Raw genomic sequence first — 23305 nt, forward strand, 5'->3', positions numbered from 1 at the left:
AATACCTGCGCAGACCACCTGATCAGGCACGGCGCATCCCGGTGACCTGGCCTTCGCGGTCCACCCGGTAGCGCCGGCCGGCCCAGGCGATCTCGCGACCGAAGGCGCTGCCGAGCCAAGCCGCCATCGCCAGCAGCCCAGCCGCCAGGCGGAGCCAGGTGCCCTGGCCGAGCACGCGACGCGCCTCGGCCGCGGCCTCCGGCGGCAGGATCGCCGCGGCGATGGCGCAGCGCAGGCGGATGCGGATGCCGTGCAGCAGCACGGCGAGGCCGATGCAGGCCAGCGCCGCCGGATCCCCCGCCGCCAAGCCCGCCAGCGCCGCCGCGCCGCCGAGCGCCGGCACCAAGGCGCCCAGCCCGACCAGCGGCCAGAAGGCCGGCAGGTGCAGCCGCAGCAGCCGGTACTGCCGCGCGCCGAATTCCAGCACGCCTCGGACATCCAGCGCCACCGGGCTCGGCGGCCGCACGGTCAGCGGGGCATAGACCAGCAGGCCGGCGGCGCGGGCCGCGCGGGTCAGCACCAGGTCGTCCGACATGGCGCGGTCCCAGAGGCGCGGCAGGTCGAGCCGGTCCATCGCGTCGCGGCCGATCGCCGTCGCGCCGCCCCAGCAGATGTTCCAGGACGGGGAGCGCGGCAGCGTGGCGATCCCAGCCTCGATCAGCGACAGCGCTTCCGTCGCCAGGCCGGCGCCTGGCATGGGCAGGATCCAGCGATAGCCGGTGGCGATGGCGCCCTGGCCGGTCAGCACCGGCCGCAGCAGGGCGCGGAGCTGGCCGGGCGGCGGCAGGGTATCGGCATCCAGCGTGACCACCGCGGCGTCGCCGGAGCGCAGTTCGCGCAGGGCGGCCAGCAGGTTCTGCACTTTCTGTCCGCGGCCTTCGGCCGGACCTGCGACGGCCAGTGTGGCGCGGCCGGGATGCGCAGCGACGTAGCGGGCCAGCAGCGGATGCGCGGGGTCGTCCGCCGCTTCCACCGCGAAGGCGACGCGCCAGTCCGGCCAGTCCTGCGCCGCCAGCGCCACCAGGAAGCCGGGCAGCACCGGCCCGGCGCCGCGGACCGGCACCAGGACCAGCACGGGGGGCGTCGCCGCCGGCCAGGGCTGCGGCCGGCGCAGCAGGCGCAGCGTCACCGCGCCGGCAACCGTCGCCAGCGCCGCCAGCACGAGCCAGGCCGCCACCAGCCCCGCCGCCACGAATCCCATGCCGCCCCCCGTCTCCCCGCCACCCTGCCGCCCCGGGCCGCGGCTGCCCAGGGGTGTTTGCACCGCGGCAGGGCCGGCGGCATCCTCCCGCCGCGAGTGGCGAAGGAGACCCGGCGATGGCCGAATACGACCTGGTGGTGCGCGGCGGCGAGGTGGCGACCGGCTTCGGCACGGCGCGCTGCGACATCGGCATCCGCGGCGGCCGCATCGCAGCCTTGGCGGACCGCATCGAGGGCGGCGCATCGACGCTCGATGCCGGCGGCCTGCTGGTGCTGCCCGGCGGCATCGACAGCCATTGCCATATCGAGGAGCCCTCCCGCGGCGGCTATGTCAGCACCGCCGGCACCCCGCCGGTGACGGTGAACGAGGAGAGCTTCCTCACCGCCAGCACCTCCGCCTTCGCAGGAGGCACGACCTCGGTCGTCTGCTTCGTGCCGCAATGGAAGGGCGAGGGCATCCTGCCGCGCCTGGCCGACTACGAGCAGCGCGCCGCGCGCGGGATGCTCGACTACAGCTTCCACCAGATCATCACCGACCCGACCGAGGAGGTGCTGGAGCGGGAGGTGCCGCAGATCGTGGCGAAGGGCATCCGCAGCCTGAAGGTCTTCCTGACCTACGAGCCGCTGCACCTGTCGGACGAGGAGTACATCAAGGTCCTGGTGGCGGCGCGCAGGAACGGCTGCCTGGTCACCGTCCACTGCGAGAATTACGCCGCCATCAAGTGGCGGACCGAGGCGCTGCTGAAGGCCGGCATGACCGCGCCGAAATACCACGCCTGGTCGCGCCCGGGCATCGTGGAGCGGGAGGCGACGCACCGCGCCATCGCGCTGGCCGAGCTGGTGGACCAGCCGATCCAGGTCTTCCACGTTTCCTGCGCCGAGGCGGCGGAGGAGATCGCCCGCGCCCAGCATCGCGGCCTCAAGGTCTGGGGCGAGACCTGCCCGCAATACCTGACCCTGACCGGCGCCGACATGGACCGGCCGGGGTTCGACGGCGCCGCCTTCATGTGCAGCCCCTCCCCCCGCACCGCCGAGGAACACGGCAGGGTCTGGGAAATGATCCGGCGGGGGACGCTCGATATCGTCTCCTCCGACCATTGCGGCTTCTCCATGGGCGGCGACCGCGGCAAGGCGTCCAGCGGCCGGGATGCCAGCTTCGACGCCATCCCGAACGGCATCCCCGGCCTCGCCGCGCGGCTGCCGATCCTGTTCAGCGAGGGCGTCTCGAAGGGGCGAATCACGCTGGACGACTTCGTCCGGCTGAGCGCGGCCAACCCGGCCGGGCTGATGGGGCTGGCGCCGCGGAAGGGCATGATCGCGATCGGCGCCGATGCCGACCTGGCGCTGTGGGACCCGAAGAAGCGGGTCACGATCACCAACAAGCTCATGCAGCACGCCATCGACTATACCCCCTACGAGGGGCTGGAGGTCACGGGCTGGCCGGTGGCGACGGTCCGCCGCGGCGCGGTGGTGATGCGCGACGGGGTGGTGCAGGCGGAACCCGGCACGGGCCAGTTCCTGCCGCGCGGCCCCTATGCCATGGCGACCCCGCGCGGCGTGCTGGCGCATGGCTTCGATGCGGCACCCGCGCCCGGCTGAGCCAGGAACCAGGGCGCGCGGCGGACGCTGAGGCGTCATGCCGCGCGCCATCCTTCTCCTTGCCCTGACGCTGCTCGGCGCCTGTGCCGACAGCCGCACCCCGCAGGCCTTCGACCAACGCATGGCCGGCTTCGTCGGCCGGCCGGAGGCCGATCTCGTCGCCGGCCTGGGGGTGCCGAGCCGGACCTACGACGCCGACGGCCGCCGCCTGCTGCAATGGGACTTCCTGCAGCCCAGCACGACGCCGGCGGTCTATCCCAGCATCGGGCTCGGCTTCGGCAGCTTTGGCTTCGGCCGGGGCGGCGGCAGCGCGGTGGGTGTGGGGACCGGCCTCGGCTTCGGCCCCCTCGGCGGCGGTGGGGTGCCGCAGGGCTGTTCGGTGGTCTTCGAGACGCGGCAGGGCACCGTGCAGGGCTTCACCCGCAACGGACCGGGCTGCATCGCCTAACCGTCCTCGACCACCGCCCGCCCGGTCACGAAGCGCCAGTGATGCCAGAGCAGGCGGGCCGCGAGCGACCGCCAGGGCGCCCATTGCTCCGCCATGATCACCAGTGCCTTCGGCCCCGGCCTTGCCGCCAGCCCCAGCAGGTGCGCGGCACTCGCGGCCAGCGCCACGTCGCCGGGTGGGAAGATGTCGGGCCTTTGCTCGGCAAACAGCAGGTGGATCGCCGCCGACCACGGCCCCAGCCCCTTCACCGCGGCGATATGCGCCAGCGCCGCCGCATCCGGCATCCCCGGCAGCGCGGCGAAATCCAGCCGCCCGTCGACGCAGGCCTTGGCCAGCGAGCGCGCATGCGCCGCCTTGGGCCGCGACAGCCCGGCCACACCGCACAGCGTCGCATCGTCCATCGCCAGCAGCCCGGCCGGCTCCAGCGCGCCCGGCAGCGCGGATAGCCGCTTCCAGATCGCCGAGGCCGCCTGGTTGCTGATCTGCTGGCCGCAGATTGCCCGCAGCAGGCCGGGAAAGCCCGGGCGCCGCACCCGCCAGGCCAAAGGGCCGGCCGCGGCCTCCACCCCGGCGAAGCGCGGGTCGGCCGCGACCAGCGCGGCGATGCCGGCGCGGGCCCATGGCGGGGCCTCGGGGAAGGGGGGCGGCGGCGGGGTGGTTGAGAAGGGGGGGGCCATCCCCGCCGCCTTAGAGCAGAACGCCGGAGGGCCGATACGCCCGGAGGCGTGAATCCGCGTCTCTGACCGCTGCCCGAAGGATCGGCGCCGGGAAGAGGGGGGACGGCGCCGACCGCACCCTGAAGCTGGACCCGCGATGTTGCCCAGGGAAGGGCCGAACCATGCCGAATTGCAACGCTCGGCAACAAGTGACGCTGCGGCAACGTCCAGCAACAAAGCCACGCACAAGCCGCCCGGTTCGCGCTATGTAACCGCCACGATGGAGCCGCAACCCCATATCCTCGTCGTCGACGACGACCGCGAGATCCGCGACCTTCTCTCGAAATTCCTCGAGCGGCAGGGCATGCGCGTTTCCGCCGCCCGCGATGCGAAGGAAGCCCGCAAGCTCTGGCCGCTCGGCCGCTACCACCTGGTGGTGCTCGACCTGATGCTGCCCGGCGAGAGCGGGCTCGACCTCGCGAAGTGGCTGCGCAGCCAGGCGGAGGTCCCCATCGTCATGCTGACGGCGATGAGCGAGGAGACCGACCGAATCGTCGGGCTCGAGCTCGGCGCCGACGACTACCTGGGCAAGCCCTTCAACCCACGCGAGCTGCTGGCCCGGATCCGCGCCGTGCTGCGCCGGGCGAGCGGCGAGCCCGGCACGGCCAAGGAGCCGCCGGCCAAGGCGATCCGCTTCTCCGGATGGACGCTGGAGCCCGCCCGCCGCCGCCTGCTCAACCCCGACGGCGCCGAGGTGCCGCTCACGGGCGGCGAGTACGAGTTGCTGCAGGTGCTGGTCGAGCGCCCGAATCGTGTCCTGACCCGGGACATGCTGATGGACCTGCTGCGCGGCCGCCAGGCCGGGCCGTTCGACCGGGCGATCGACGTCGCCGTCTCGCGGCTGCGGCGCAAGCTGGAGGATGACGGGCGCAACCCGAGCCTGATCAAGACCGTCCGCGGCGGCGGCTATGTGCTGGCCGCGACGGTCGAGAAAGGGTGAACCAGCTTTCCCGACCGGCGCAGGACGCGCCGCCGCGCCGCCGCTGGCATCCCTGGCCGCGCAGCCTGGCCGGCCGTACCGCCCTGGTGCTGCTGCTGGCGCTGACCGTGGTGCAGGCGGCGGGGCTGACCATCCATGCGCTCGACCGCGTCGACCTGCAGCGCTTCGCCCAGGAGCGGGAGATCTCGCAGCGGGCGGTCAGCGCCTGGCGGACCGTGCTGCTCGCCCCGCCCGACCGCCGGGCGCAGATGCTGGCGGAGCTGGAATTGCCGAGCGGCCTCTCGGCGACGCTGGACGAGATGCCGCTGGCACGGCCGGAACTGCCGCCGATGCCGCCGCCGGTCCTCCGGCGGCTGCGCTTCGACCTCTTCGCCAACAGCCCGCCGCGGTTCCGCCCGCGGGAGCTGATCACCGCCTGGATTCCCGGCGGCCCCTCCTTCGCCGCCAGCCTGCGCCTGCCCAGCGGCGACTGGCTGAACCTGCGGATCCACCTGCCGCCGCCGCGGCCCTGGCATTCCGAGACCTTCTTGATCGCCTTCGCCGCCATGACGCTTGCGGCCGGGCTGCTCATCCTCTGGGCGGTGCGGCGGCTGACGCGGCCGGTGCGGGCGCTGGCGGAGGCGGCCGAGCGACTCGGCCGCGACGTCAACGCGCCGCCGCTGCCGGAAGCGGGGCCGAGCGAGGTGGCCACCGCGGCGCATGCCTTCAACACCATGGCGGCGCGCATCCGCCGCTTCGTCGGCGACCGCACCCAAATGCTGGCGGCCATCGGCCACGACCTGCGCACGCCGATCACCCGGCTGCGGCTACGCGCCGAGTTCATGGACGACGACGAGCAGCGGCGGAAGATGCTGGCCGACCTCGACGAGATGGAGGCGATGGTGGCAGCGACCCTTGCCTTCGCCCGGGACGAGTCGGCGGCCGAGCCGACGGTCGCGGTCGACCTTGCCGCGCTCTGCCGCACCGTGCTGGACGAGGCGGCGGACGGGCATCCGGACCTGGCCGAGGCGATCGCCTACCAGGGGCCGGACCGGCTGGTGGCGCAGGTCCGGCCGGTGGCGATGAAGCGCGCCATCGCCAACCTGGTCGGCAATGCGCTGGCCTATGGCTCGGCGGCGCGGCTCACCCTCTCGGCGCCCGAAGCGCCGGCGCGGCCGCTGCGGCTGGCGATCGAGGATGACGGGCCGGGCATCCCGCTGGCCGAGCTGGAATCGGTCTTCCAGCCATTCCGCCGGCTGGAAACCAGCCGCAACCGGGAGACCGGCGGGACCGGGCTCGGCCTGCCGATCGCCCGCAACATCTTCCGCGCGCATGGCGGCGATGTGGTGCTGCGGAACCGGCCGGGCGGCGGGCTGGTGGCGGTGGCGACCCTGCCGGGCTAGGCGGCCCTACTCTGCCGCGGGTGCCATCTCCCGCACCCGGGGGATCACCTCCTCGGCGAAGAGCCGGATCGTCCGGTGCCGCACCGCCTGCGGCACGCCGTAGGTGGCGTTGCTGACGACCAGGTAGTTGAAGCCGAGGCCGATGATCTCCTGCAGACGCCGCGCCACCGTCGCCGGCGATCCCACCAGGTTCTGGGCGAGGTAGCCGCCGAGGTTGGCGGGGTCGGAGAGCTGCCGCAGGTTGGCGAACATGCGGTTGAACTGCTCGTAGCCCGGGATATTGCCCCAGGGGGCATGGTCGGACTGGTAGTGCTCCACCTGCAGGGCGAAGAATTTCGGCAGGTATTCCAGCGCCTCGGCCTGTGCGGCCGCGTCCGTCTCGGCGACGAAGCACTTGATCGAGATCGGGAAGGTCGCCTCGGCCGGCCGGCCGGCGGCGGCGGTCCGTTCCTTCCAGGTCTCCAGGATGCGGCGCAGCAGCTTGTCGGGGAAGGACGACAGGCAGAGCGGCGGCAGGCCGAGATCGGCCATGATCGCCGCGCTCTCCAGGCTGCCGATGGCGCCGTAGAAGCTCGGCATCCGGCCCTGCAGCGCCGGCCGCAGCACGGTCGGCGCGGTCCAGTTGGCGTAGTGCCCGGCATGGGTCACCGGCCCGCCCTGCAGCGCCTTCCGGGTGAACTCCCAGCACTCGCGGAAGCGGTCGCGGGCGGTCTCCATGCCGATGCCGAAGGCGTCGTATTCCGACTTCGCCGTGCCGCGACCCATGCCGATGTGCAGATCGCCGTCGGACAGCGTCTGCAGCATCGCCACATCCTCGGCGAAGCGCACCGGGTCGTACCAGGGCAGCACCATGACCGCCGTGCCGAGGCCGAGGCCGGGGCAGGCCGCGGCGATGTGGGAGAGGAACAGCAGCGGGTTGGGCTGCGGGTAGTAGTCGCTGAAATGGTGCTCCACCATCCAGGCGGCGTCGTAGCGCAGGCGGTGCAGCAGCTCGGCATCGGCGATCGCCTCGCGGTAAAGCTGGCTATCGCTGAGCCCTGCCTCCCCCACGGCACCGATCTGGTAGGCGAAGCGTGCGGCGGTTGCCATTCGGACCCTCCCCGGGGCGTTCTTGCGGGAACGCTAGGTTTCGCCGCCCCCGGCCGTCAACTGGCGGGCCGCGCCGGGCAGCGCCATACTGCGGTCAGGGACGGAGGATGCGGTCATGGATTTCGGACGTCTCGGCGTATGGTGCTCGACCGACCGGTTGGATGCGGCGGGGCTGCGCGCCCTGCTGAAGCGCGTCGAGGGCAAGGGCTACGGCACCCTCTGGTACCCGGAATCGCGCGGCCATGAATCGGTCGCGCTGGCCGGCTTCCTGCTGGCGAACAGCACGAAGCTCGTCATCGGCAGCTCGATCGCCAATATCTACGCCCGCGATGCCTTCACCGCCCGGCGGGCGCTGGCGACGATGAACGCGCTGCATGGCGGGCGCTTCGCGCTCGGCCTCGGCGTCTCGCACATCCCGATGGTGGAGGGCCTGCGCGGCCACCACTACGACAAGCCGATCCCCGCCATGCGCGCCTACCTAGATGGCATGGCGAAGGGCGGCGGCGCCGCGCTGGAAGGCCCGGTGCTGCTGGCCGCGCTCGGGCCGAAGATGCTGGCGCTGGCGGCGGCGCGGTCGGACGGCGCGGTGCCCTACAACGTGACGCCGGACCATACGAAGCAGGCGGCGGAGATCCTGGGTCCCGGCAAGGTTCTCGCGGTCGAGCAGAAGGTCTGCATCGAGCCGGACAAGGCGCGCGCCCGGGCACTGGGGCGCAAGGAGCTCGCGCGCTACATGACGCTGCCGAACTACGTGAACAACTGGCTGCGCCTCGGCTTCTCGGAGGCCGAGCTGGCCGATGGCGGCAATGACCGCTTCATCGACGCCATGGTGATCTCGGGCGACGCCGAGGCGGTGAAGACCGGCCTCCGCGCGCATTTCGCCGCCGGCGCCACCCATGTCTGCATCCAGCCCGTCACCGAGGACGGCGACACCGGGCACCGCGACGCCATGCTGGCGGCGCTGGCCGATACCTGAAGGGGCGAAGACCATGCTGACGCTCGGCTACAAGGCCTCGGCCGAACAATTCGCCCCGGCGAAGCTGCTGGACTATGGCGTCCTGGCGGAACAGGCGGGGTTCGATTCCTGCTTCATCTCCGACCATTTCCAGCCCTGGAAGCACACGGATGGGCATGCGCCCAACTCGCTGGTCTGGCTCGGCGCGCTGGGGGCGCGGACGCAGCGGCTGGTGATGGGGACCTCGGTGCTGACGCCCACCTTCCGCTACCATCCCTCGATCGTGGCGCAGGCCTTCGGCACGCTGGGCTCGATGTTCCCCGGCCGCGTCATCCTCGGCATCGGCACCGGGGAGGGGCTGAACGAGGTGCCCTCGACCGGCGCGCCCTGGCCGGAGTTCAAGGAACGCTTCGCCCGGATGCGCGAGGCGGTGCAGCTGATGCGGAAGCTCTGGACCGAGGAGCGCGTGAGCTTCGAGGGCCAGTACTACAGGACGGAGAAGGCCACGATCTACGACCGGCCGGAAACGCCGGTGCCGATCTACGTCGCCGCAGCCGGCGCGCTGGTGGCGAAATACGCCGGCCGCGGCGGCGACGGGTTCATCTGCACCTCGGGTAAGAAGCCGGAACTGTACACCGAGACGCTGCTGCCGAACGTCGCCGCCGGGCTGGACGCCGCCGGCGCGCCGAAGCCCAACTACGACCGGATGATCGAGGTGAAGGTCTCCTTCGACACCGACCGGCAGCGCGCGCTGGAGGACACCCGCCACTGGGCGGCGCTGGCCCTCTCGCCCGAGGAGAAGATGTCGGTCGAGGACCCGGCCGAGATGGAACGCCTGGCCGATGCCTTGCCGCTGGAACGCGCCGCCAGCCGCTGGATCGTCTCCGACGACCCGGAGGAGCATGTCGAGCGGATCGGCTACTACGCCGGGCTCGGCTTCAACCACCTGGTCTTCCACGCGCCGGGGCCGGATCAGGCGCGGTTCCTGAGCCTCTACGGGGAGCGGGTGCTGCCCCTGCTGCGCCGCCGCTTCGGGTGAGCGACGCGCTCACCCTGCTGGCGGTGCCCGGCCTGCCGATGGTGGCGGCGGGCGACGACCTCGGCGCGATCCTGGCGGAGGGGCTGGCGCATGCCGCCATCCAGCCGCAGCCCGGCGACGTGCTGGCGGTGGCGCAGAAGATCGTCAGCAAGGCGGAGGGGCGCAGCGTGCCGCTGGCCTCCGTCACGCCCTCCGCCCGCGCGCAGGCTTTGGGCGCGGAGACCGGCAAGGACCCGCGGCTGGTCGAGTTGATCCTGTCGGAATCCGTGCGGGTGGTGCGGTCGCGGCCGAACCTGATCATCGTCCAGCACCGGCTCGGCTTCGTCATGGCCAATGCCGGGATCGACCAGTCGAATGTCGGGCGGGACGGTCATGCCCTGCTGCTGCCGCTGGACCCGGATGGCAGCGCCGCGGCGCTTTCGGCACGGCTCGGCCTGCCGGTGGTGATCACCGACAGCTTCGGCCGGGCCTGGCGGCGCGGCACCGTCGGCGTTGCCATCGGTGCGGCGGGGCTGCCGGCCCTGCTGGATCTGCGCGGCCAGCCCGACCTGTTCGGCCGCACGCTGATGGTCAGCATCACCGGCTTCGCCGACGAGATCGCCGCGGCCGCAGGGCTGGTGATGGGCCAGGGCGCGGAGGGACGGCCGGCGGTGCTGGTGCGCGGGCTGCGCTGGTCGGCGCCGGCGCTGCCGGCCTCCGAACTGGTGCGGGTCGGCGCGGAGGATCTGTTCCAGTGATCGTGGCGTTGTCGGGCGGCATCGGCGGGGCGAAGCTGGCGCTCGGCCTGTCGCAGGTGCTGCCGCCTTCGGACCTGCTGATCGTCGCCAATACCGGCGACGACTTCGAGCATCTCGGCCTGACCATCTGCCCCGATATCGACACGCTCAGCTACACGCTGGCGGGGCTCGACAACCCGGTGCTGGGCTGGGGCCGGCACGACGAGAGCTGGGGCTTCATGGATACGCTCGGCGCGCTGGGCGGACCGGACTGGTTCCGCCTCGGCGACCGCGACCTGGCGGTGCACGTGCTGCGGACGCATCGGCTTCGCGGCAGGGAGACGCTTTCCAGCATCACCGACGACGTGCGGCAGCGGATGGGCATCGGCCCGCGCATCCTGCCGATGAGCGACGATCCCGTGCGCACGCGCATCCTGGGCGACGCGGGCTGGATCGATTTCCAGGACTGGTTCGTGCGGCAGCGCGCGGCGCCGGTGGTGCGCGCGGTGGAATTCGCCGGCGCCGCCGCGGCGCGGCCGCAGCCGGAGGTGCTGGCGGCGCTGCGGGCGGGGCCGCGCGCCGTGGCGATCTGCCCGAGCAACCCCTTCATCAGCATCGAGCCGATCCTGGCGGTGCCGGGGATGCGGGATGCGATCCTGGCCTCGGGCGCGCCGGTGATCGCCGTATCGCCCATCATCGCCGGGCAGGCGGTGAAGGGACCGACCGCGAAGATGTTCGCCGAGCTGGGCACGCCGCCCTCCGCCGCCGCGGTCGCCGCGCGCTACGGCGACCTGCTGACCGGCTATGTGATGGAAGAAGGCGACGACGCGACCGGTATCGCCCCGCGCGTGTTCCGCGCCGCGACGCTGATGCGGACGCTGGACGACAAGGTGGCGCTGGCCCGGGCCGTGCTGGCCGCGGCGGATGCGCTGCGGTGACGCTCTGGGCCGTGCTGCCGGTAAAGGAGATGGCGGGGTCGAAGCAGCGCCTCTCGCCCTTGCTGTCGCCCGAGGAGCGCGTCGCACTGATGCGGGTGATGGTGGGCGAGGTGTTGGACGCGCTGCTCGGCGCGCGCGGGCTGACCGGGGTCGCGGTGGTGACCCTGGATGGCTGGACCACGGCGGAGGCAGGGCGTCGCGGCGCGCGGGTCATCACCGCCGGCGCGCGGGACGGGCATACCGGCAGCGTCACCGCGGCGGCGCGGGTATTGGCGGCGGAAGGTGCGACCGGCGTGCTGACCATGCCGGGCGATATCCCGGCGGTGACAGCGGCGGAGACCGAGGCGCTGGTCGCGGCGCACGGTGCGGCGCCGGCCTTCACCATCGCCCCGGCGCATGACGAGAAGGGCTCGAACGGCGTGGTGCTGAGCCCTCCCGGCGTGGTGCCGCTGCGCTTCGGGGAGGACAGCTACTTCCCGCACCTCGCCGCGGCGCGGGCGCAGGGGATCGAGCCGCGCATCGTGCCGCTGCCCGGCGTGGCGATGGACATCGACCATCCCGAGGACATCGCCATGTTCGCCGGCCTCGACCTCGCCCGCGGCACCCGCACCCTGTCCTGGCTGCGTGAGTCGGGCGTCCTGACCCGCCTCTGACCCGAGGTGTCCGGAGGCCTTTCGGCCTTTGGCGGGGTGCGCGAGGGGCAGCGCCCCTCGCTACGCGTGTTCCCGCCGCCGCGGCGCCGTCTGCACCACCGGCGCCAGCTCCTCCGCATGGTAGGACTTCCGCCGCTGCGCCTCGGGCGGCGTCCCGTACAGCGTCGTCCGCTGCTGCGGCATGCGGCCGATCGATCGGATCAGCGCCTCCATCGCCTCGGGCGGGAATTCCTGGCCGTGCTGCGTGCCGGCCGCGCGGCTGATGCTCTCGTTCATCAGCGTGCCGCCAAGGTCGTTGGCGCCGGCCTGCAGCGCCAGGGCAGCGCCCTGCGGTCCCATCTTCACCCAGCTGGTCTGGATGCTGGCGATATGCGGGTGCAGCACCAGGCGCGCGACGGAGTGCATCAGCAGCGCCTCCCGGAATGTGGGTCCGCGCCGCGCCTGGCCGCGCAGGTATATCGGCGCCTCCATGTGGACGAAGGGGAGTGGCACGAACTCGGTGAAGCCGCCCGTCTCCGCCTGCAGGTCGCGCAGCACCAGCAGGTGCCGCGCCCAGTTCAGCGGCCCTTCGACATGGCCGAACATGATGGTCGCGGTCGTCCGCAGGCCGAGCGCATGCGCGGCGCGCGCGACCGCCACCCATTCCGCGGTGTTCACCTTGTCCGGGCAGATGATGGCGCGGATCTCGTCGTCCAGGATCTCCGCCGCCGTGCCCGGGAGGGTGCCGAGCCCGGCCGCCTTCAGCCGCGCCAGGTAGTCGCGGAGCGAAAGGCCCAGCGTCGCCGCGCCCTGCGTCACCTCCAGCGGGGAGAAGGCGTGGATGTGCATCCCGGGTACCGCGGCCTGGATCGCCCGGCAGATGCCTTCGTAGGTCGCGCCGGTATAGTCGGGGTGGATGCCGCCCTGCAGGCAGACCTCGGTCGCGCCGCGGGCCCAGGCTTCCTCGGCGCGGCGGACGATCTCGGCATGGTCGAGGTCGTAGGCCGGGCCGCGCAGCGCCTCGTGCGTCCTGCCCTTGCTGAAGGCGCAGAACTTGCAGCGATAGGTGCAGATATTGGTGTAGTTTATGTTTCGGTTGACGACGTAGCGGATGGTGTCGCCCGACATCGCCGCGCGCAGCCGGTCCGCCGCCGCCGCGACATGCGCCTGGTCGGCATCACGCGCGGCGAACAGCCGCATGATCTCGGGCTCGTCGAGCCGCGCGCCGCCGGTGGCGCGGTCCACCAGGCGGGCCAGCGCCGCATCGGCGGTGGCCAGGCGGGGGGCCGGCAAGAGCGGCAGAAGCGTCTCGCCCGGCGACCAGTCGTCGCCGCGTGCGAGGCCCTCCGCATCGCTCGCGCGCCGCATCGCGGTGGCGACCGTGGGCGAGAACCAGGTGTCAGGCGCGCGGACGTATTCGGCATAGGTCGGTAGCCGCTGCACCAGCATCTTGCCGGCCTCCGCGGTGCGGGCGGCCAAATCTTCCAGATGCGGCCAGGGCGCTTCGGGGTTCACATGGTCGGGCGTCACCGGGGAGACACCGCCCCAATCGTTCAGCCCGGCCGCGACCAGCTTCTGGTAGACGCCGGGCGACAGGTTCGGCGGCGCCTGGATGTGCATCGCCCCGCCCAACACGATCCGCGCCGCGGCGATGGTCCAGAGCAGGTCGTCGAGGTCCGGCTCCTCGGCCCCCGCCAGCTTCGTCCGCGGCTTGGCGCGGAAATTCTGGATGATGACTTCCTGGATATGGCCGTGCTGCGCGTGGATCCGGGCGATCGCCCGCAGCGCCTCCAGCCGCTCCGCCCGCGTCTCGCCGATGCCGATCAGGATGCCTGTCGTGAAGGGCACGCGCAGCTCGCCGGCCAGGCGCAGCACTTCCAGCCGCGCCTCCGGGTGCTTGTCGGGGCTGCCGTGGTGGACCTGGCCGGGTTCGCAGAGCCGGGCGCTGGCGCTCTCCAGCATGATGCCCTGGCTGGCGGTGACGGCACGCAGCGCGGCGATCTCGTCGCGGGTCATCACGCCGGGGTTGGCATGCGGCAGCAGCCCGGTCTCCTGCAGGACCAGGTCGCACATGGCGGTCAGGTAGGAGATCGTCGTCGCATGCCCCAGCGCCGCCAGCGCCTCGCGCGCCTGCCGCCAGCGCAGCTCCGGCTTGTCGCCCAGGGTGAACAGCGCCTCGGTGCAGCCGGCCGCGGCGCCGGCGCGAGCAATCGCCAGCACTTCTTCGGGCGAGAGAAAGGCGGCGTGACCGGGGCGCGGGTTCTCCGCGAAGGTGCAGTAGTGGCAGACGTCACGGCAGAGTTTCGTCAGCGGGATGAAGACCTTGCGCGAATAGCTGATGACGCGGCCATGCGACGCGTCGCGCAGCGCTGCCGCTTCCGCCATCAGCGCGTCCAGAGGCATGGCTTCCAGCCGATCCTGCACCCTTGCTTCCCCCATCACTGGCCTCCATCGTGGGTCAGGCACCGCCCGGATGCAATGCGGCGGCGGCGGAGGAAACGGCATGAAGATCGGCTTCAACGCCCCCAGCGGCGGGCCCCTGGCCACCCCGGAGCACCTGACCCGCCTGGCGCAGGAGGCCGAGGCGATGGGCTACGGCTACGCCACCATCAGCGACCATGTGGTCATCCCCAAGGACATCCACGCCAAGTACCCCTATACCGACAGCGGGGAGTTCCCCGCCGGCAGCCGCGGCGAACGGCACGAACAGCTGACCCAGGTGATGTTCCTGGCGGCGAAGACGACGACGCTGCGCATGGTCACATCGGTGATGGTGGTGCCGCACCGGCCGGCGCTGCTGACCGCCAAGATCCTCTCGACCATCGACGTGCTCTCGGGCGGGCGGCTGACCCTCGGCATCGGCGCCGGCTGGCTGCAGGAGGAGTTCGAGGCGCTGCAGGTCCCCGACTTCGCCGCCCGCGGCAAGGTGACGGACGAATACATCCTGGCGGCGCGGGAGCTCTGGACCGCGCCGGAGCCGCGCTTCGCCGGCGACTACGTCCGCTTCCAGGACATCAGCTTCCAGCCGAAGCCCGTGCAGCCGGGCGGCCCGCCGGTCTGGGTGGGGGGCGAGAGCGGCCCGGCGCTACGCCGTACCGCGCGGCTCGGCGATGCGTGGTACCCCATCGGCACGAACCCGTCCTTTCCCCTTGAGAGCCTGGCCCGCTACCGCGCCGCGGTGGCGAAACTGCGCGGGCTGGTGGAGAAGGAAGGCCGCGACCCGGCCAAGGTGGCGCTGGCCTACCGGGTGCAGAAATACGGGCCGGAGGTGCCGGCCACGGCCGGCGACGGCGAACGCCGGCTCTTCTCCGGCCGGCCCGAGCAGATCGCCGACGACCTGAAGGCGCTGCGCGACCTCGGTGTCGGCGCGGTGGACTTCACCTATCCCGGCAATACGGTCGAGGAGGTGCTGGCCAGCATGCGCGACTTCCGCGACGGCGTGATGGCGAGGCTCTGACCATGCGGCTCGGCCTCACCCTCGGCATGGGCGCCGGCGTCGACACCGCGCTGGTGCTGGAAGCCGAACGGCTCGGCTACCATTCGGTCTGGTGCGGCGAGAGCTATGGCAGCGACGCGGTGACGCCGATCGCCTGGGTGCTGGCGCGCACCACGCGGATCAAGGCCGGCACCGGCATCATGCAGATGCCCGGCCGCACGCCAACCTGCGCGGCGATGACGGCGATGACGCTGCAGCAGTTGTCGGGCGACCGGTTCCTGTGCGGCGTCGGCCCCTCCGGCCCGCAGGTGGTGGAGGGATGGCACGGCCAGCCATACGGCACGCCGATGGTCCGGACGCGGGAATATATCGACATCATCCGCGCCATCGTCGCGCGGGAGAAGCCGCTTGAACACCAGGGGGAGCACTACCGCATCCCCTATGACGGGCCGGATGCGACCGGGCTCGGCAAGCCGCTGAAGAGCATCCTGCACGGGGCGCCGCTGCGCTTCTACTGCGCCTCCATCACCCCCGGCGGCATGCGGCTGGCGGGCGAGATCGCCGACGGCAACCTGCCGATCTTCATGTCGCCGGAAGGCGCCGACCTCGTAGCGAAGCCGACGCTGGAGGGCATGGCCAAGGCGGGCAAGCCGGCCGACCTGCATGCCTTCGACATCGCGCCCTATACCAAGATCAGGCTGGGCGACGACCTGCAGGCCTGCCGCGACGCCGCCAAGCCCGAACTCGCGCTCTACATCGGCGGCATGGGCGCGAAGGGCAAGAATTTCTACAACGACTATGTCCGCCGGCTCGGCTACCCCGATGCCGCGGCGGCGATCCAGGAGGCCTACCTGGCGCGGCGCCACCGCGACGCCGCGGCGCTGGTGCCGGACAGGCTGGTGGACGAGATCGCCCTGGTCGGCCCGGCCGACCGCATCCGCGGCCGGCTGCAGGACTGGAAGGCGGTGGCGAAGGAAGGGAAGATCGGCACGCTGGTGCTGACCGGCGCGACGCAGCCGGCGCTGCGGGTGGTGGCGGAAGCGGTGCTGTAGCATCATCGCGCCTCCCGACCCGGAGACCGCCGCGCCATGCCCGCCCATACCCTCCGCGCCACGCCCGAGACGACGCGCATCGGCGTCTTCAACGCCAGCTTCCCGCCGGTGCTGACCATCGCGCCGGGCGATACGGTGCAGGTCGAGTGCATCTCCGGCCGGCCGAGCGTGATGCCGCCCGAGGGCAGCGGCTTCACCATCCCGGCGGCGCTGAAGGCGGTCATCGAGGCCAACCGCGAACCCTGGCTCGGCCATATCATGACCGGCCCGATCGCCATTGCGGGCGCCGAACCGGGCGACACGCTCGAGGTGCGCATCGACCGCATCGAGCCGGGCGCCGACTGGGGCTACAACATCATCCGCCCGCTGGCCGGCACGCTGCCCGAAGATTTCCACGAAACCCACCTGATGCATATCCCGGTCGACCGGGACCGTCGGGTTTGCCGGCTGCCCTGGGGCACCGAATTGGCCTTGGCGCCCTTCTTCGGCGTCATGGGCGTCGCGCCGCCGCCGGCCTTCGAGACCATCACCTCCATCGCGCCGCGCATCCACGGCGGCAACCTCGACAACAAGGAATTGCAGGCGGGGTCGTCGCTCTTCCTGCCGGTGCATGTGCCGGGCGCCAACTTCTCGGTCGGCGACGGGCATGGCGTGCAGGGCGACGGCGAGGTCTGCGTCTCCGCGCTCGAGATGTGCCTGAACGGCACCTTCACCTTCCGGCTGCACAAGGCGACGGGACAGGCGATGCCGCGGGCGGAGACGCCGACCCATTACGTCTCGATGGGCATCAACGAAGACCTGGACCAGGCGATGAAGCAGGCGCTGCGGGAGATGATCACCTTCATCTGCAGCCGCACCAACCTGGCGCGGGAACAGGCCTATGCCTTCTGCTCGCTGGCCGTGGACTTCCACGTGACCCAGACGGTGAACGGGGAGAAGGGCGTGCATGGCCTGCTGAGGAAGGGCCTGCTGTTCTGACCTGAAGGGGGACGCATCCATGGACCACATCTTCGGCACCGGCGATTTCCGCTACGAAGCCGTGCCCGATTGGGGCCGCCTGCCCGCGGGATGGTCGCTGAAGGAGGTCGCCGCCGTCGCGGTGGACAGCCAGGACCGCGTCTATGCCTTCAGCCGCGGCGAGCACCCGGTCTGCGTCTTCGACCGCGACGGCCAATTCCTGACAAGCTGGGGGGAAGGCCTCTTCTCCCGCGCGCATGGCCTGCACATGGGGCCGGACGACATCCTCTGGTGCACCGACGACGGCGACCACACCGTCCGCAAATGCACGCTCGACGGACGCGTGCTGCTGACCATCGGCCTGCCCGACCGGCCGGCGCCCTTCATGTCCGGCCAGCCCTTCAACCGCTGCACCCATACCGCGCTGTCGCCGGAGGGCGACATCTACGTCTCCGACGGCTACGGCAATGCCGCCGTGCACAAGTATTCGCCGGAGGGCAAGCACCTGTTCTCCTGGGGCCGGCCGGGGATGGAACCCGGTGAGTTCAACCTGCCGCACAACATCGTCTGCGACGATGCCGGGCTGGTCTACGTGGCCGACAGGGAAAGCCACCGGGTGCAGATCTTCGATGGCAAGGGGCAGTACCAGGGGCAGTGGACGAACGTGCACCGGCCCTGCTCGCTCTTCCTGGGCAAGGGCGCCTGCCCCTGCTGCTACGTCGGCGAGCTCGGGCCGCAGCTGCCGGTGAACAAGGCCTTCCCCAATCTCGGCCCGCGCGTCTCCGTGCTCGACATGCAGGGGAAGGTGCTCTCGCGCTTCGGCGAACTAGGCGGTGGTCCCGGGCAGTTCTGGTCGCCGCACGGGCTCTGCGTCGACAGCCGTGGCGACCTTTATGTCGCCGAGGTCAGCTTCACAGCCTATCCGCGCTACCACGACGGCAAGGCGCCCCCGCCCGAGGGCGTCCGCTGCCTGCAGAAATACCGCCGCGTGCCGGCCTGATGGACCGGCTTGAGGCGCTTGCCGCCCGGCTGCCGCAGGCCTATCCCGGCCCGGGCGGCGCCATCGCCGTGCTGCGGGCGGGCGAGGTGCTGCTGCGGCATGCCTGGGGCTATGCCAATGCGGAACGGCGCATCGCCTTCACGCCGCGGACGTTGTTCCGCATGTGCTCCATCACCAAGCAGTTCACCTGCGCCGCGGTGCTGGACGCCTGCGGCGACCCGGCGATGCTCGATCCGCTGATCCGCGCCCGGCTGCCGCTGCTGGGCGATGCGGCGCCGGGCGCGCTGCATCTGATGCACAACCAGTCCGGCCTGCGCGACTACTGGGCGGTGGCGATGCTGCACGGCGCGCCGGTCGAGTCCGCTTTCGGCGACACGGAAGCGGCGCGGGTCATCGCCGGCACCACGTCCCTGCACTTCGCGCCGGGCGCCCGCTATTCCTACGTGAACCAGAATTTCCGCCTGCTCTCGGACGCGCTGCAGGACCATACCGGCCGCGGCTTCGCTGAGCTGCTGCGCACGCATATCTTCGACCGCGCCGGCATGGGCAGCGCCTTTCTCGCCGCCGATACCCGCGCCATGCCGGACGGCACCGAGGGCTACGAGGGCAATGTCGCCAGCGGCTTCCGCGCCGCGGAGAACCGCATCCTCTGGACCGGCGATGCCGGGCTCGGCGCCAGCCTCGACGACATGATCGCCTGGGAGCGGCATATCGACGCGACGCGGGACGACCCGGAATCGCTGCATGGCCGGCTCGCCCAGCCCGTCGCCTTCGCCGATGGCGCGCCGGCGCACTACGGCTTCGGCCTCGGCCGCGGCCGCGAACACGGCCGGGCAATCCTCAGCCATGGCGGCGCGCTGCGCGGCTGGCGCAGCCACCGGCTCACGATGCCGGCGGAGCGCATCTCGGTCGTGGTGATGTTCAACCACTTCGGCGATGCGCATGGCGCGGCGCTGGAGGCGCTCGGCGCCGTGCTGGATGCGGCGCGGCCGGGGCCGGACACGACATTGTCGCCGCCCGCCTGGCTCGGCGCCTATCTCGAGCCGGAGACGGGCCTTGCCGCGCGGATCGATGCCGCCGCGCCCGGCCGGCTCCGGCTGCGCTTCGGCCATTCGGCGGAACTGCTCGACCTGCAGCCGGATGGCAGCGCGACCAACGGCCTGACCCGCCTGCGCATGGCGGCGGACGGCCTCTGGATGGACCGGCCGCAGGAGAACCTGTCCAGCCTGCTGCAGCCCTGCGACGGAGAGGCGCCGCGCGACCTCGCCGGCCGCTACCGCTGCGGGGAACTGGGCGCCGAACTCGAGATCGCCGATGCCGGCGGCGCGCTCTATGGCGGCTTTTCCGGCTTCCTCGGCCAGGGGCGGATGGAATTGCTGGAGCCGATCGGCCGCGACCTCTGGGCCCTGCCCTGCCCGCGCGCGCTGGACCACACGCCGCCGGGCGACTGGACGCTGGCCTTGCGCCGCGGCGAGGATGGCGGCGTGACGCTGGGCTGCTGGCTGGCGCGCGGGCTGGACTACCGGCGCGTCGGGTAGAAGGGAAGACTGGGGGAGAAAGTATTCTCCCCCAGTCTTCCCTCATCTATTTCTCCGAGTCTGGCAGCCGCCGCGCAACGAGTGCCGACTCACATAAGGGAAGGGTGGGGCTTGGGGAGGGAACACCTTTTTCCCTCCCCAACCCTGCCTACCTCACCGCCTCGATCAGCTTCGCCCAGCGGTCGAGCTCCGGCAGGATCACGTCGCGCTTCGCCGCCTCCAGGCTCAGCACCACGCGCTCGACGCCAAGGTCGCGGTCCGCCAGCAGCGCGTCGCGGTCCTCCTTCACGCCCCAGATGGTGATGGGGACGTCCTCCTCACGGCGCCCGGCCTCCGCCAGCATGGCGCGGAATTGCGGGACCAGCGCCGCCACGTCCGCATAGTGCTTGCGCACGCGGTGCGGCATCCAGCCATTGCCGTAGCGCACCGCGCGCTTCGCTCCCCAGGGAAACGCGCCGCCGACAATGATCGGCGGGTGCGGCTTCTGCACCGGCTTCGGCCAGGTCATCATCGGCGCGACATCGACGAACTCGCCGTGGTACTCAGGCTTGGATTTCGTCCAGATCGCCTGCATCGCCTCGATCCGCTCCCGCGCCAGCTTGTGGCGGGTGGCGAAGACGGTGCCGTGGTCCTCGATCTCCTCCTGGTTCCAGCCGTTGCCGACGCCGAACAGGAAGCGCCCGCCGGAGATCTGGTCGAGCGAGGCGACCGACTTCGCGGTCTGGATCGGGTCCCGCTGCACCACCAGGCAGATGCCGGTGCCGATGAGCAGGGTGCGGGATGCCATCGCCGCCGCGGTCAGCGTCACGAAGGGGTCCATCACGTCGTAATACTGCTTCGGCAGTTCGCCGCCGCTCGGGTGCGACACCCGGCGGACCAGCGGGATATGCGAATGCTCCGGCGCCCAGAGGCTGTCGAAGCCGCGCTCCTCCAGCGCCAGGGCGAGCTCCGCCGGCGACATGGAATAGTCGGTGAAGAACATCGCCGCGCCGATCTTCATGGCGTCCCTCCCGTGGTTCCGGAAAGGCTGGACCGGTCCGGCGATGTCCGCAACCTTCGGCCTATTCCGCCTGGGCGCCGCTGATCTCCACCAGCGTTTTCCAGCGGCCCTCCTCGCCGCGCCAGAAGGCGCCGAACTCCGCGGGCGAGGCATCGGTCATCGGCTGGAAGCCGAGCGGGATCAGCCGCGCGCCGAATTCCGGCGCCTTCGCCACCTGCGTGATCAGCGCATGCAGCCGCGCCAGCACCGGCTCCGGCGTGCCGGCCGGGGCCATGGTGGCGTACCAGACCTGGGCATCGACGCCCTTGCCCGGCAGCAGCTCGTTCATCCCCGGCACATCCTCGAGCCCGGGGACATAGGTGATCCGCTCGGCGCTGCCGACCGCCAGCGCGCGGAAGCGGCCCTCCCGCACATGCGGCATCAGCGCCGGCATCACGTCGAACATCATGTCGATGTTGCCGGCGACCAGGTCCTGGATGGCCGGCCCGCCGCCGCGATAGGGCACATGGGTGATGTCGATCCCGGCGACGCGCTTCACCAGCTCCATGTAGAGGTGGCTGGTGGTGCCGGTGCCCGACGACCCCATGGTGATCTTCCCCGGCTCCTTCCTCGCCGCGGCGACCAGCTCGGCGAAGCTCTTCCAGGGGCGCTGGGCGTTCACCACCAGCAGGATCGTGCCGGTGGAGACGCGGGTGATCGGCGCGAGCTCCTTCAGCGGGTCGATCGGCATGCGGCTGCCATAAAGGTACTTGTTCGCCGCCAGCGTATTGGCCGCGCCGATCAGCAGGGTGTGGCCGTCCTTCTCCGCCCTTGCCACGAATTCCGCGCCGATATTGCCGCCGGCGCCGGCGCGGTTTTCCACCACCACGGGCTGGCCGAGCAGCGGCGACAGCTTCTCCCCCAGCATGCGGGCGGTGATATCGAGCGCGCCGCCGGCGGCGATCGGCACGATGAGGCGAACGGGGCGGTTGGGCGCCCATGTCTGGGCATTGGCGGCAGCAGGGGTGAGGGCAACGGCGGCGAGGCCGAGCAGGGGACGGCGGCGGATCATGGGGGGAAAGCTCCGGCGGTTCGCCCGCATGTCAGGGCAGCGGGCCCCCGGGTCAACCGAAAAGGAACCCGCCAGGCCGCGGCGCGTGGAACTCCTCATGCCGAACGATGCCCCGCCCATGGCCGCGCTGATCGAGGGAAGGCTGGACCGGCTGGGTCTGACGCCCGAGGAAGCCTGCCGCCAGGCCGGCCTGCCCGCGGATTTCCTCGATCGTATGGCCGAGGGCCGGGTCCCGCCCCCGCGCGGCCAGAAGCTGGTCCGGCTGGCCGAAGCCTTGGCGACCAGCGTCTCCTACCTCGTCGGCCTCGACCCCGACACCCCTCCCCCGGCCGAGCTGATGGAGGAGGACCAGGGCTCGCTCGGCCTGCTGGCGGGGGACGAGGAAGCACTGCTGCGCGCCTATCGCCGGCTGGAATTCCCGCAGAAGGCGGCCGTGGTGCTGGTTGTCCGCAGCATGGCGGGGCCCGAGCCGGTGCCGGACGCGGTGCCGCCGAAGCGGGTCGGGCGGAAGTAGCCGCACCGGCACGATGCTTGCTGACCCCGGCCGAACCTGAGGAGGTCGGGGATGCTCCGTCGATGCGTGTTGATGGCCGCCGGCTTGCTGGCGGCGCCCCTGGCCCGCGCCCGGGGCTGGTCGCCCGAGGCGCCGCTGCGCCTCATTGTCCCCTTCCCGCCCGGCGCCGGGATCGACGTGCTGGCGCGGCAGCTGGCCGCGGTGGTGCAGGGCGATCTCGGCCAGGTGGTGGTGGTGGAGAACCGCCCCGGCGGCGGCACGCTGGTGGCGACCGAGGCGATGCTGCGCACCCCGCCCGACGGCCAGGCGATGCTGATGGTCGCCAACAGCTTCACGGTGAACCCCAGCCTGCACCGGCCCTCGCCCTACGACCCGCTGCGGCAGTTCACCCCGCTTGCCCTGCTGACCGAGGTGCCGCACGTGCTGGTGGCGCATCCTGCGCTGGCCACCGACTTCGCCGGCTTCCTGGAGAAGGCCCGCCGCCCCGGCCCCGGGCTCAGCTTCGGCAGCAACGGCCAGGGCACCAGCCTGCACCTGGGCGCCGAGCACCTGAAGCTGCTGGCGGGGCTGAATGCGACGCATGTGCCCTATCGCGGCACGCCGCAGGTAATGACCGACCTGATCGCCGGCCGCGTGGATTACATGTACGGCAACCTGCCGGACGTGCTGCCCATGTTGCGCGACGGCCGCCTCCGCGCCCTGGCCCTGGCCGCGCCGCGGCGCAGCGGCTTCCTGCCGGACCTGCCGAGCCTCGGCGAGCTCGGCTTCCCCGCAGCGATTTCCGACAGCTGGTACGGCGTGGTGATGCCGGCGGGCGGCAGGCCGGAGATCGCGGCGCGGTTGAGCGCCGCCTGGCTGGCCGTGCTCGCCCGGCCGGAGGTGGCGGCGAAGCTGCGCGAGCAGGGCTTCGACATCCTCGGCCAGGGGCCGGAGGGCTTCGCCACGCGCATCCGCCGCGATGCCGGCGTTTATGCCGAGGTCATAAGGGTGGCGCAGCTGAAGCCGGAATAGCAGCGCGACGGCCTCCGCTCCGGCGGGAACGCGGCACCGCCCTCGCCCACTGCCGGCAGGGCGGAGCCGCGCGTCCGGGCGCCCAAGCCCCA

General features: G+C 72.0%; 22 protein-coding genes. 16 read left to right on the forward strand and 6 right to left on the reverse strand.

What is annotated here, in order from left to right; all coding sequences use genetic code 11:
* Window positions 1-22: 22 nt before the first annotated feature.
* On the reverse strand, window positions 23-1201 hold the full coding sequence (locus E2C06_RS06660; protein WP_133287802.1) for a glycosyltransferase: 1179 nt from the start codon (window positions 1199-1201) through the stop codon (window positions 23-25).
* A gap of 116 nt (window positions 1202-1317) precedes the next feature.
* On the opposite strand from E2C06_RS06660, the gene hydA reads away from it, so the two are divergent.
* Window positions 1318-2799: a dihydropyrimidinase gene (hydA, locus tag E2C06_RS06665; RefSeq protein WP_133287803.1), complete on the forward strand. Its 1482-nt coding sequence runs from the start codon at window positions 1318-1320 to the stop codon at window positions 2797-2799.
* Window positions 2800-2836: 37 nt separating this feature from the next.
* Window positions 2837-3247 (forward strand): hypothetical protein, encoded by a 411-nt coding sequence (locus tag E2C06_RS06670; RefSeq protein ID WP_133287804.1) that lies wholly within the window; start codon window positions 2837-2839, stop codon window positions 3245-3247.
* On the opposite strand, the gene E2C06_RS06675 is transcribed toward E2C06_RS06670, so the two are convergent.
* Window positions 3244-3924: a DNA-3-methyladenine glycosylase family protein gene (locus E2C06_RS06675; RefSeq protein ID WP_133287805.1), complete on the reverse strand. Its 681-nt coding sequence runs from the start codon at window positions 3922-3924 to the stop codon at window positions 3244-3246. The genes E2C06_RS06670 and E2C06_RS06675 overlap by 4 nt on opposite strands.
* A 259-nt stretch (window positions 3925-4183) precedes the next feature.
* Here E2C06_RS06675 and E2C06_RS06680 point away from each other — a divergent pair, with 259 nt between their 5' ends.
* Both E2C06_RS06680 and E2C06_RS06685 read left to right on the forward strand, forming a co-directional pair.
* Complete coding sequence (locus tag E2C06_RS06680) at window positions 4184-4903, forward strand: response regulator (protein ID WP_133287806.1); 720 nt, start codon at window positions 4184-4186, stop codon at window positions 4901-4903.
* On the forward strand, window positions 4900-6285 hold the full coding sequence (locus tag E2C06_RS06685) for an ATP-binding protein (RefSeq protein ID WP_241671149.1): 1386 nt from the start codon (window positions 4900-4902) through the stop codon (window positions 6283-6285). The genes E2C06_RS06680 and E2C06_RS06685 overlap by 4 nt, the downstream gene beginning before the upstream one ends.
* A gap of 6 nt (window positions 6286-6291) precedes the next feature.
* Here E2C06_RS06685 and E2C06_RS06690 read toward each other — a convergent pair whose 3' ends face one another.
* Window positions 6292-7374 (reverse strand): LLM class flavin-dependent oxidoreductase, encoded by a 1083-nt coding sequence (locus tag E2C06_RS06690; protein WP_133287807.1) that lies wholly within the window; start codon window positions 7372-7374, stop codon window positions 6292-6294.
* Window positions 7375-7489: 115 nt separating this feature from the next.
* On the opposite strand from E2C06_RS06690, the gene E2C06_RS06695 reads away from it, so the two are divergent.
* Genes E2C06_RS06695 through cofC form a run of 5 tightly spaced genes read left to right on the forward strand, consistent with a single transcriptional unit; the run spans window position 7490 to window position 11675 of the window.
* A complete protein-coding gene (locus E2C06_RS06695; protein ID WP_133287808.1) occupies window positions 7490-8350 on the forward strand; it encodes a TIGR03620 family F420-dependent LLM class oxidoreductase in 861 nt (286 codons plus the stop codon).
* Between the two features lie 13 nt (window positions 8351-8363).
* Complete coding sequence (fgd, locus tag E2C06_RS06700; protein ID WP_133287809.1) at window positions 8364-9368, forward strand: glucose-6-phosphate dehydrogenase (coenzyme-F420); 1005 nt, start codon at window positions 8364-8366, stop codon at window positions 9366-9368.
* Window positions 9365-10105 (forward strand): coenzyme F420-0:L-glutamate ligase, encoded by a 741-nt coding sequence (gene cofE / locus E2C06_RS06705; protein WP_133287810.1) that lies wholly within the window; start codon window positions 9365-9367, stop codon window positions 10103-10105. The genes fgd and cofE overlap by 4 nt, the downstream gene beginning before the upstream one ends.
* A complete protein-coding gene (gene cofD, locus E2C06_RS06710) occupies window positions 10102-11022 on the forward strand; it encodes a 2-phospho-L-lactate transferase (protein ID WP_133287811.1) in 921 nt (306 codons plus the stop codon). The genes cofE and cofD overlap by 4 nt, the downstream gene beginning before the upstream one ends.
* Entirely contained in the window at window positions 11019-11675 is a 657-nt protein-coding gene (cofC, locus tag E2C06_RS06715; protein ID WP_133287812.1) for a 2-phospho-L-lactate guanylyltransferase, read from the forward strand. Before cofD ends, cofC begins: the two co-directional genes overlap by 4 nt.
* A 60-nt stretch (window positions 11676-11735) precedes the next feature.
* Here the strand turns inward: cofC and cofH are convergent, their stop codons facing one another.
* Window positions 11736-14093, reverse strand: a complete 2358-nt coding sequence (gene cofH, locus E2C06_RS06720; protein WP_133287813.1) for a 5-amino-6-(D-ribitylamino)uracil--L-tyrosine 4-hydroxyphenyl transferase CofH — start codon at window positions 14091-14093, stop codon at window positions 11736-11738.
* A 64-nt stretch (window positions 14094-14157) separates the two neighbouring features.
* On the opposite strand from cofH, the gene E2C06_RS06725 reads away from it, so the two are divergent.
* Genes E2C06_RS06725 through E2C06_RS06745 form a run of 5 tightly spaced genes read left to right on the forward strand, consistent with a single transcriptional unit; the run spans window position 14158 to window position 19637 of the window.
* Entirely contained in the window at window positions 14158-15111 is a 954-nt protein-coding gene (locus tag E2C06_RS06725) for a TIGR03619 family F420-dependent LLM class oxidoreductase (RefSeq protein ID WP_165982251.1), read from the forward strand.
* A gap of 2 nt (window positions 15112-15113) precedes the next feature.
* On the forward strand, window positions 15114-16142 hold the full coding sequence (locus E2C06_RS06730; RefSeq protein WP_133287815.1) for an LLM class F420-dependent oxidoreductase: 1029 nt from the start codon (window positions 15114-15116) through the stop codon (window positions 16140-16142).
* A 36-nt stretch (window positions 16143-16178) separates the two neighbouring features.
* Complete coding sequence (locus E2C06_RS06735; RefSeq protein ID WP_133287816.1) at window positions 16179-17120, forward strand: acetamidase/formamidase family protein; 942 nt, start codon at window positions 16179-16181, stop codon at window positions 17118-17120.
* A gap of 19 nt (window positions 17121-17139) precedes the next feature.
* Complete coding sequence (locus E2C06_RS06740) at window positions 17140-18099, forward strand: peptidyl-alpha-hydroxyglycine alpha-amidating lyase family protein (protein ID WP_133287817.1); 960 nt, start codon at window positions 17140-17142, stop codon at window positions 18097-18099.
* On the forward strand, window positions 18099-19637 hold the full coding sequence (locus tag E2C06_RS06745) for a D-aminopeptidase (RefSeq protein ID WP_133287818.1): 1539 nt from the start codon (window positions 18099-18101) through the stop codon (window positions 19635-19637). The genes E2C06_RS06740 and E2C06_RS06745 overlap by 1 nt, the downstream gene beginning before the upstream one ends.
* 148 nt (window positions 19638-19785) lie before the next feature.
* Here E2C06_RS06745 and E2C06_RS06750 read toward each other — a convergent pair whose 3' ends face one another.
* Together E2C06_RS06750 and E2C06_RS06755 are read right to left on the reverse strand one after the other, a co-directional pair.
* Window positions 19786-20637, reverse strand: coding sequence for an LLM class F420-dependent oxidoreductase (locus tag E2C06_RS06750; protein ID WP_133287819.1), 852 nt, complete (start codon window positions 20635-20637; stop codon window positions 19786-19788).
* 61 nt (window positions 20638-20698) lie between these two features.
* Window positions 20699-21688 carry a Bug family tripartite tricarboxylate transporter substrate binding protein gene (locus tag E2C06_RS06755; protein ID WP_165982252.1) on the reverse strand — a complete coding sequence of 330 codons (990 nt, stop codon included), beginning with the start codon at window positions 21686-21688 and terminating at the stop codon, window positions 20699-20701.
* A 97-nt stretch (window positions 21689-21785) separates the two neighbouring features.
* On the opposite strand from E2C06_RS06755, the gene E2C06_RS06760 reads away from it, so the two are divergent.
* Together E2C06_RS06760 and E2C06_RS06765 are read left to right on the forward strand one after the other, a co-directional pair.
* Window positions 21786-22202, forward strand: a complete 417-nt coding sequence (locus E2C06_RS06760) for a helix-turn-helix domain-containing protein (RefSeq protein ID WP_133287821.1) — start codon at window positions 21786-21788, stop codon at window positions 22200-22202.
* A gap of 51 nt (window positions 22203-22253) precedes the next feature.
* A complete protein-coding gene (locus tag E2C06_RS06765) occupies window positions 22254-23213 on the forward strand; it encodes a tripartite tricarboxylate transporter substrate-binding protein (RefSeq protein ID WP_133287822.1) in 960 nt (319 codons plus the stop codon).
* Window positions 23214-23305: the final 92 nt, after the last annotated feature.

This window comes from Dankookia rubra (assembly GCF_004355005.1).
Taxonomy (GTDB): domain Bacteria; phylum Pseudomonadota; class Alphaproteobacteria; order Acetobacterales; family Acetobacteraceae; genus Paracraurococcus; species Paracraurococcus ruber_A.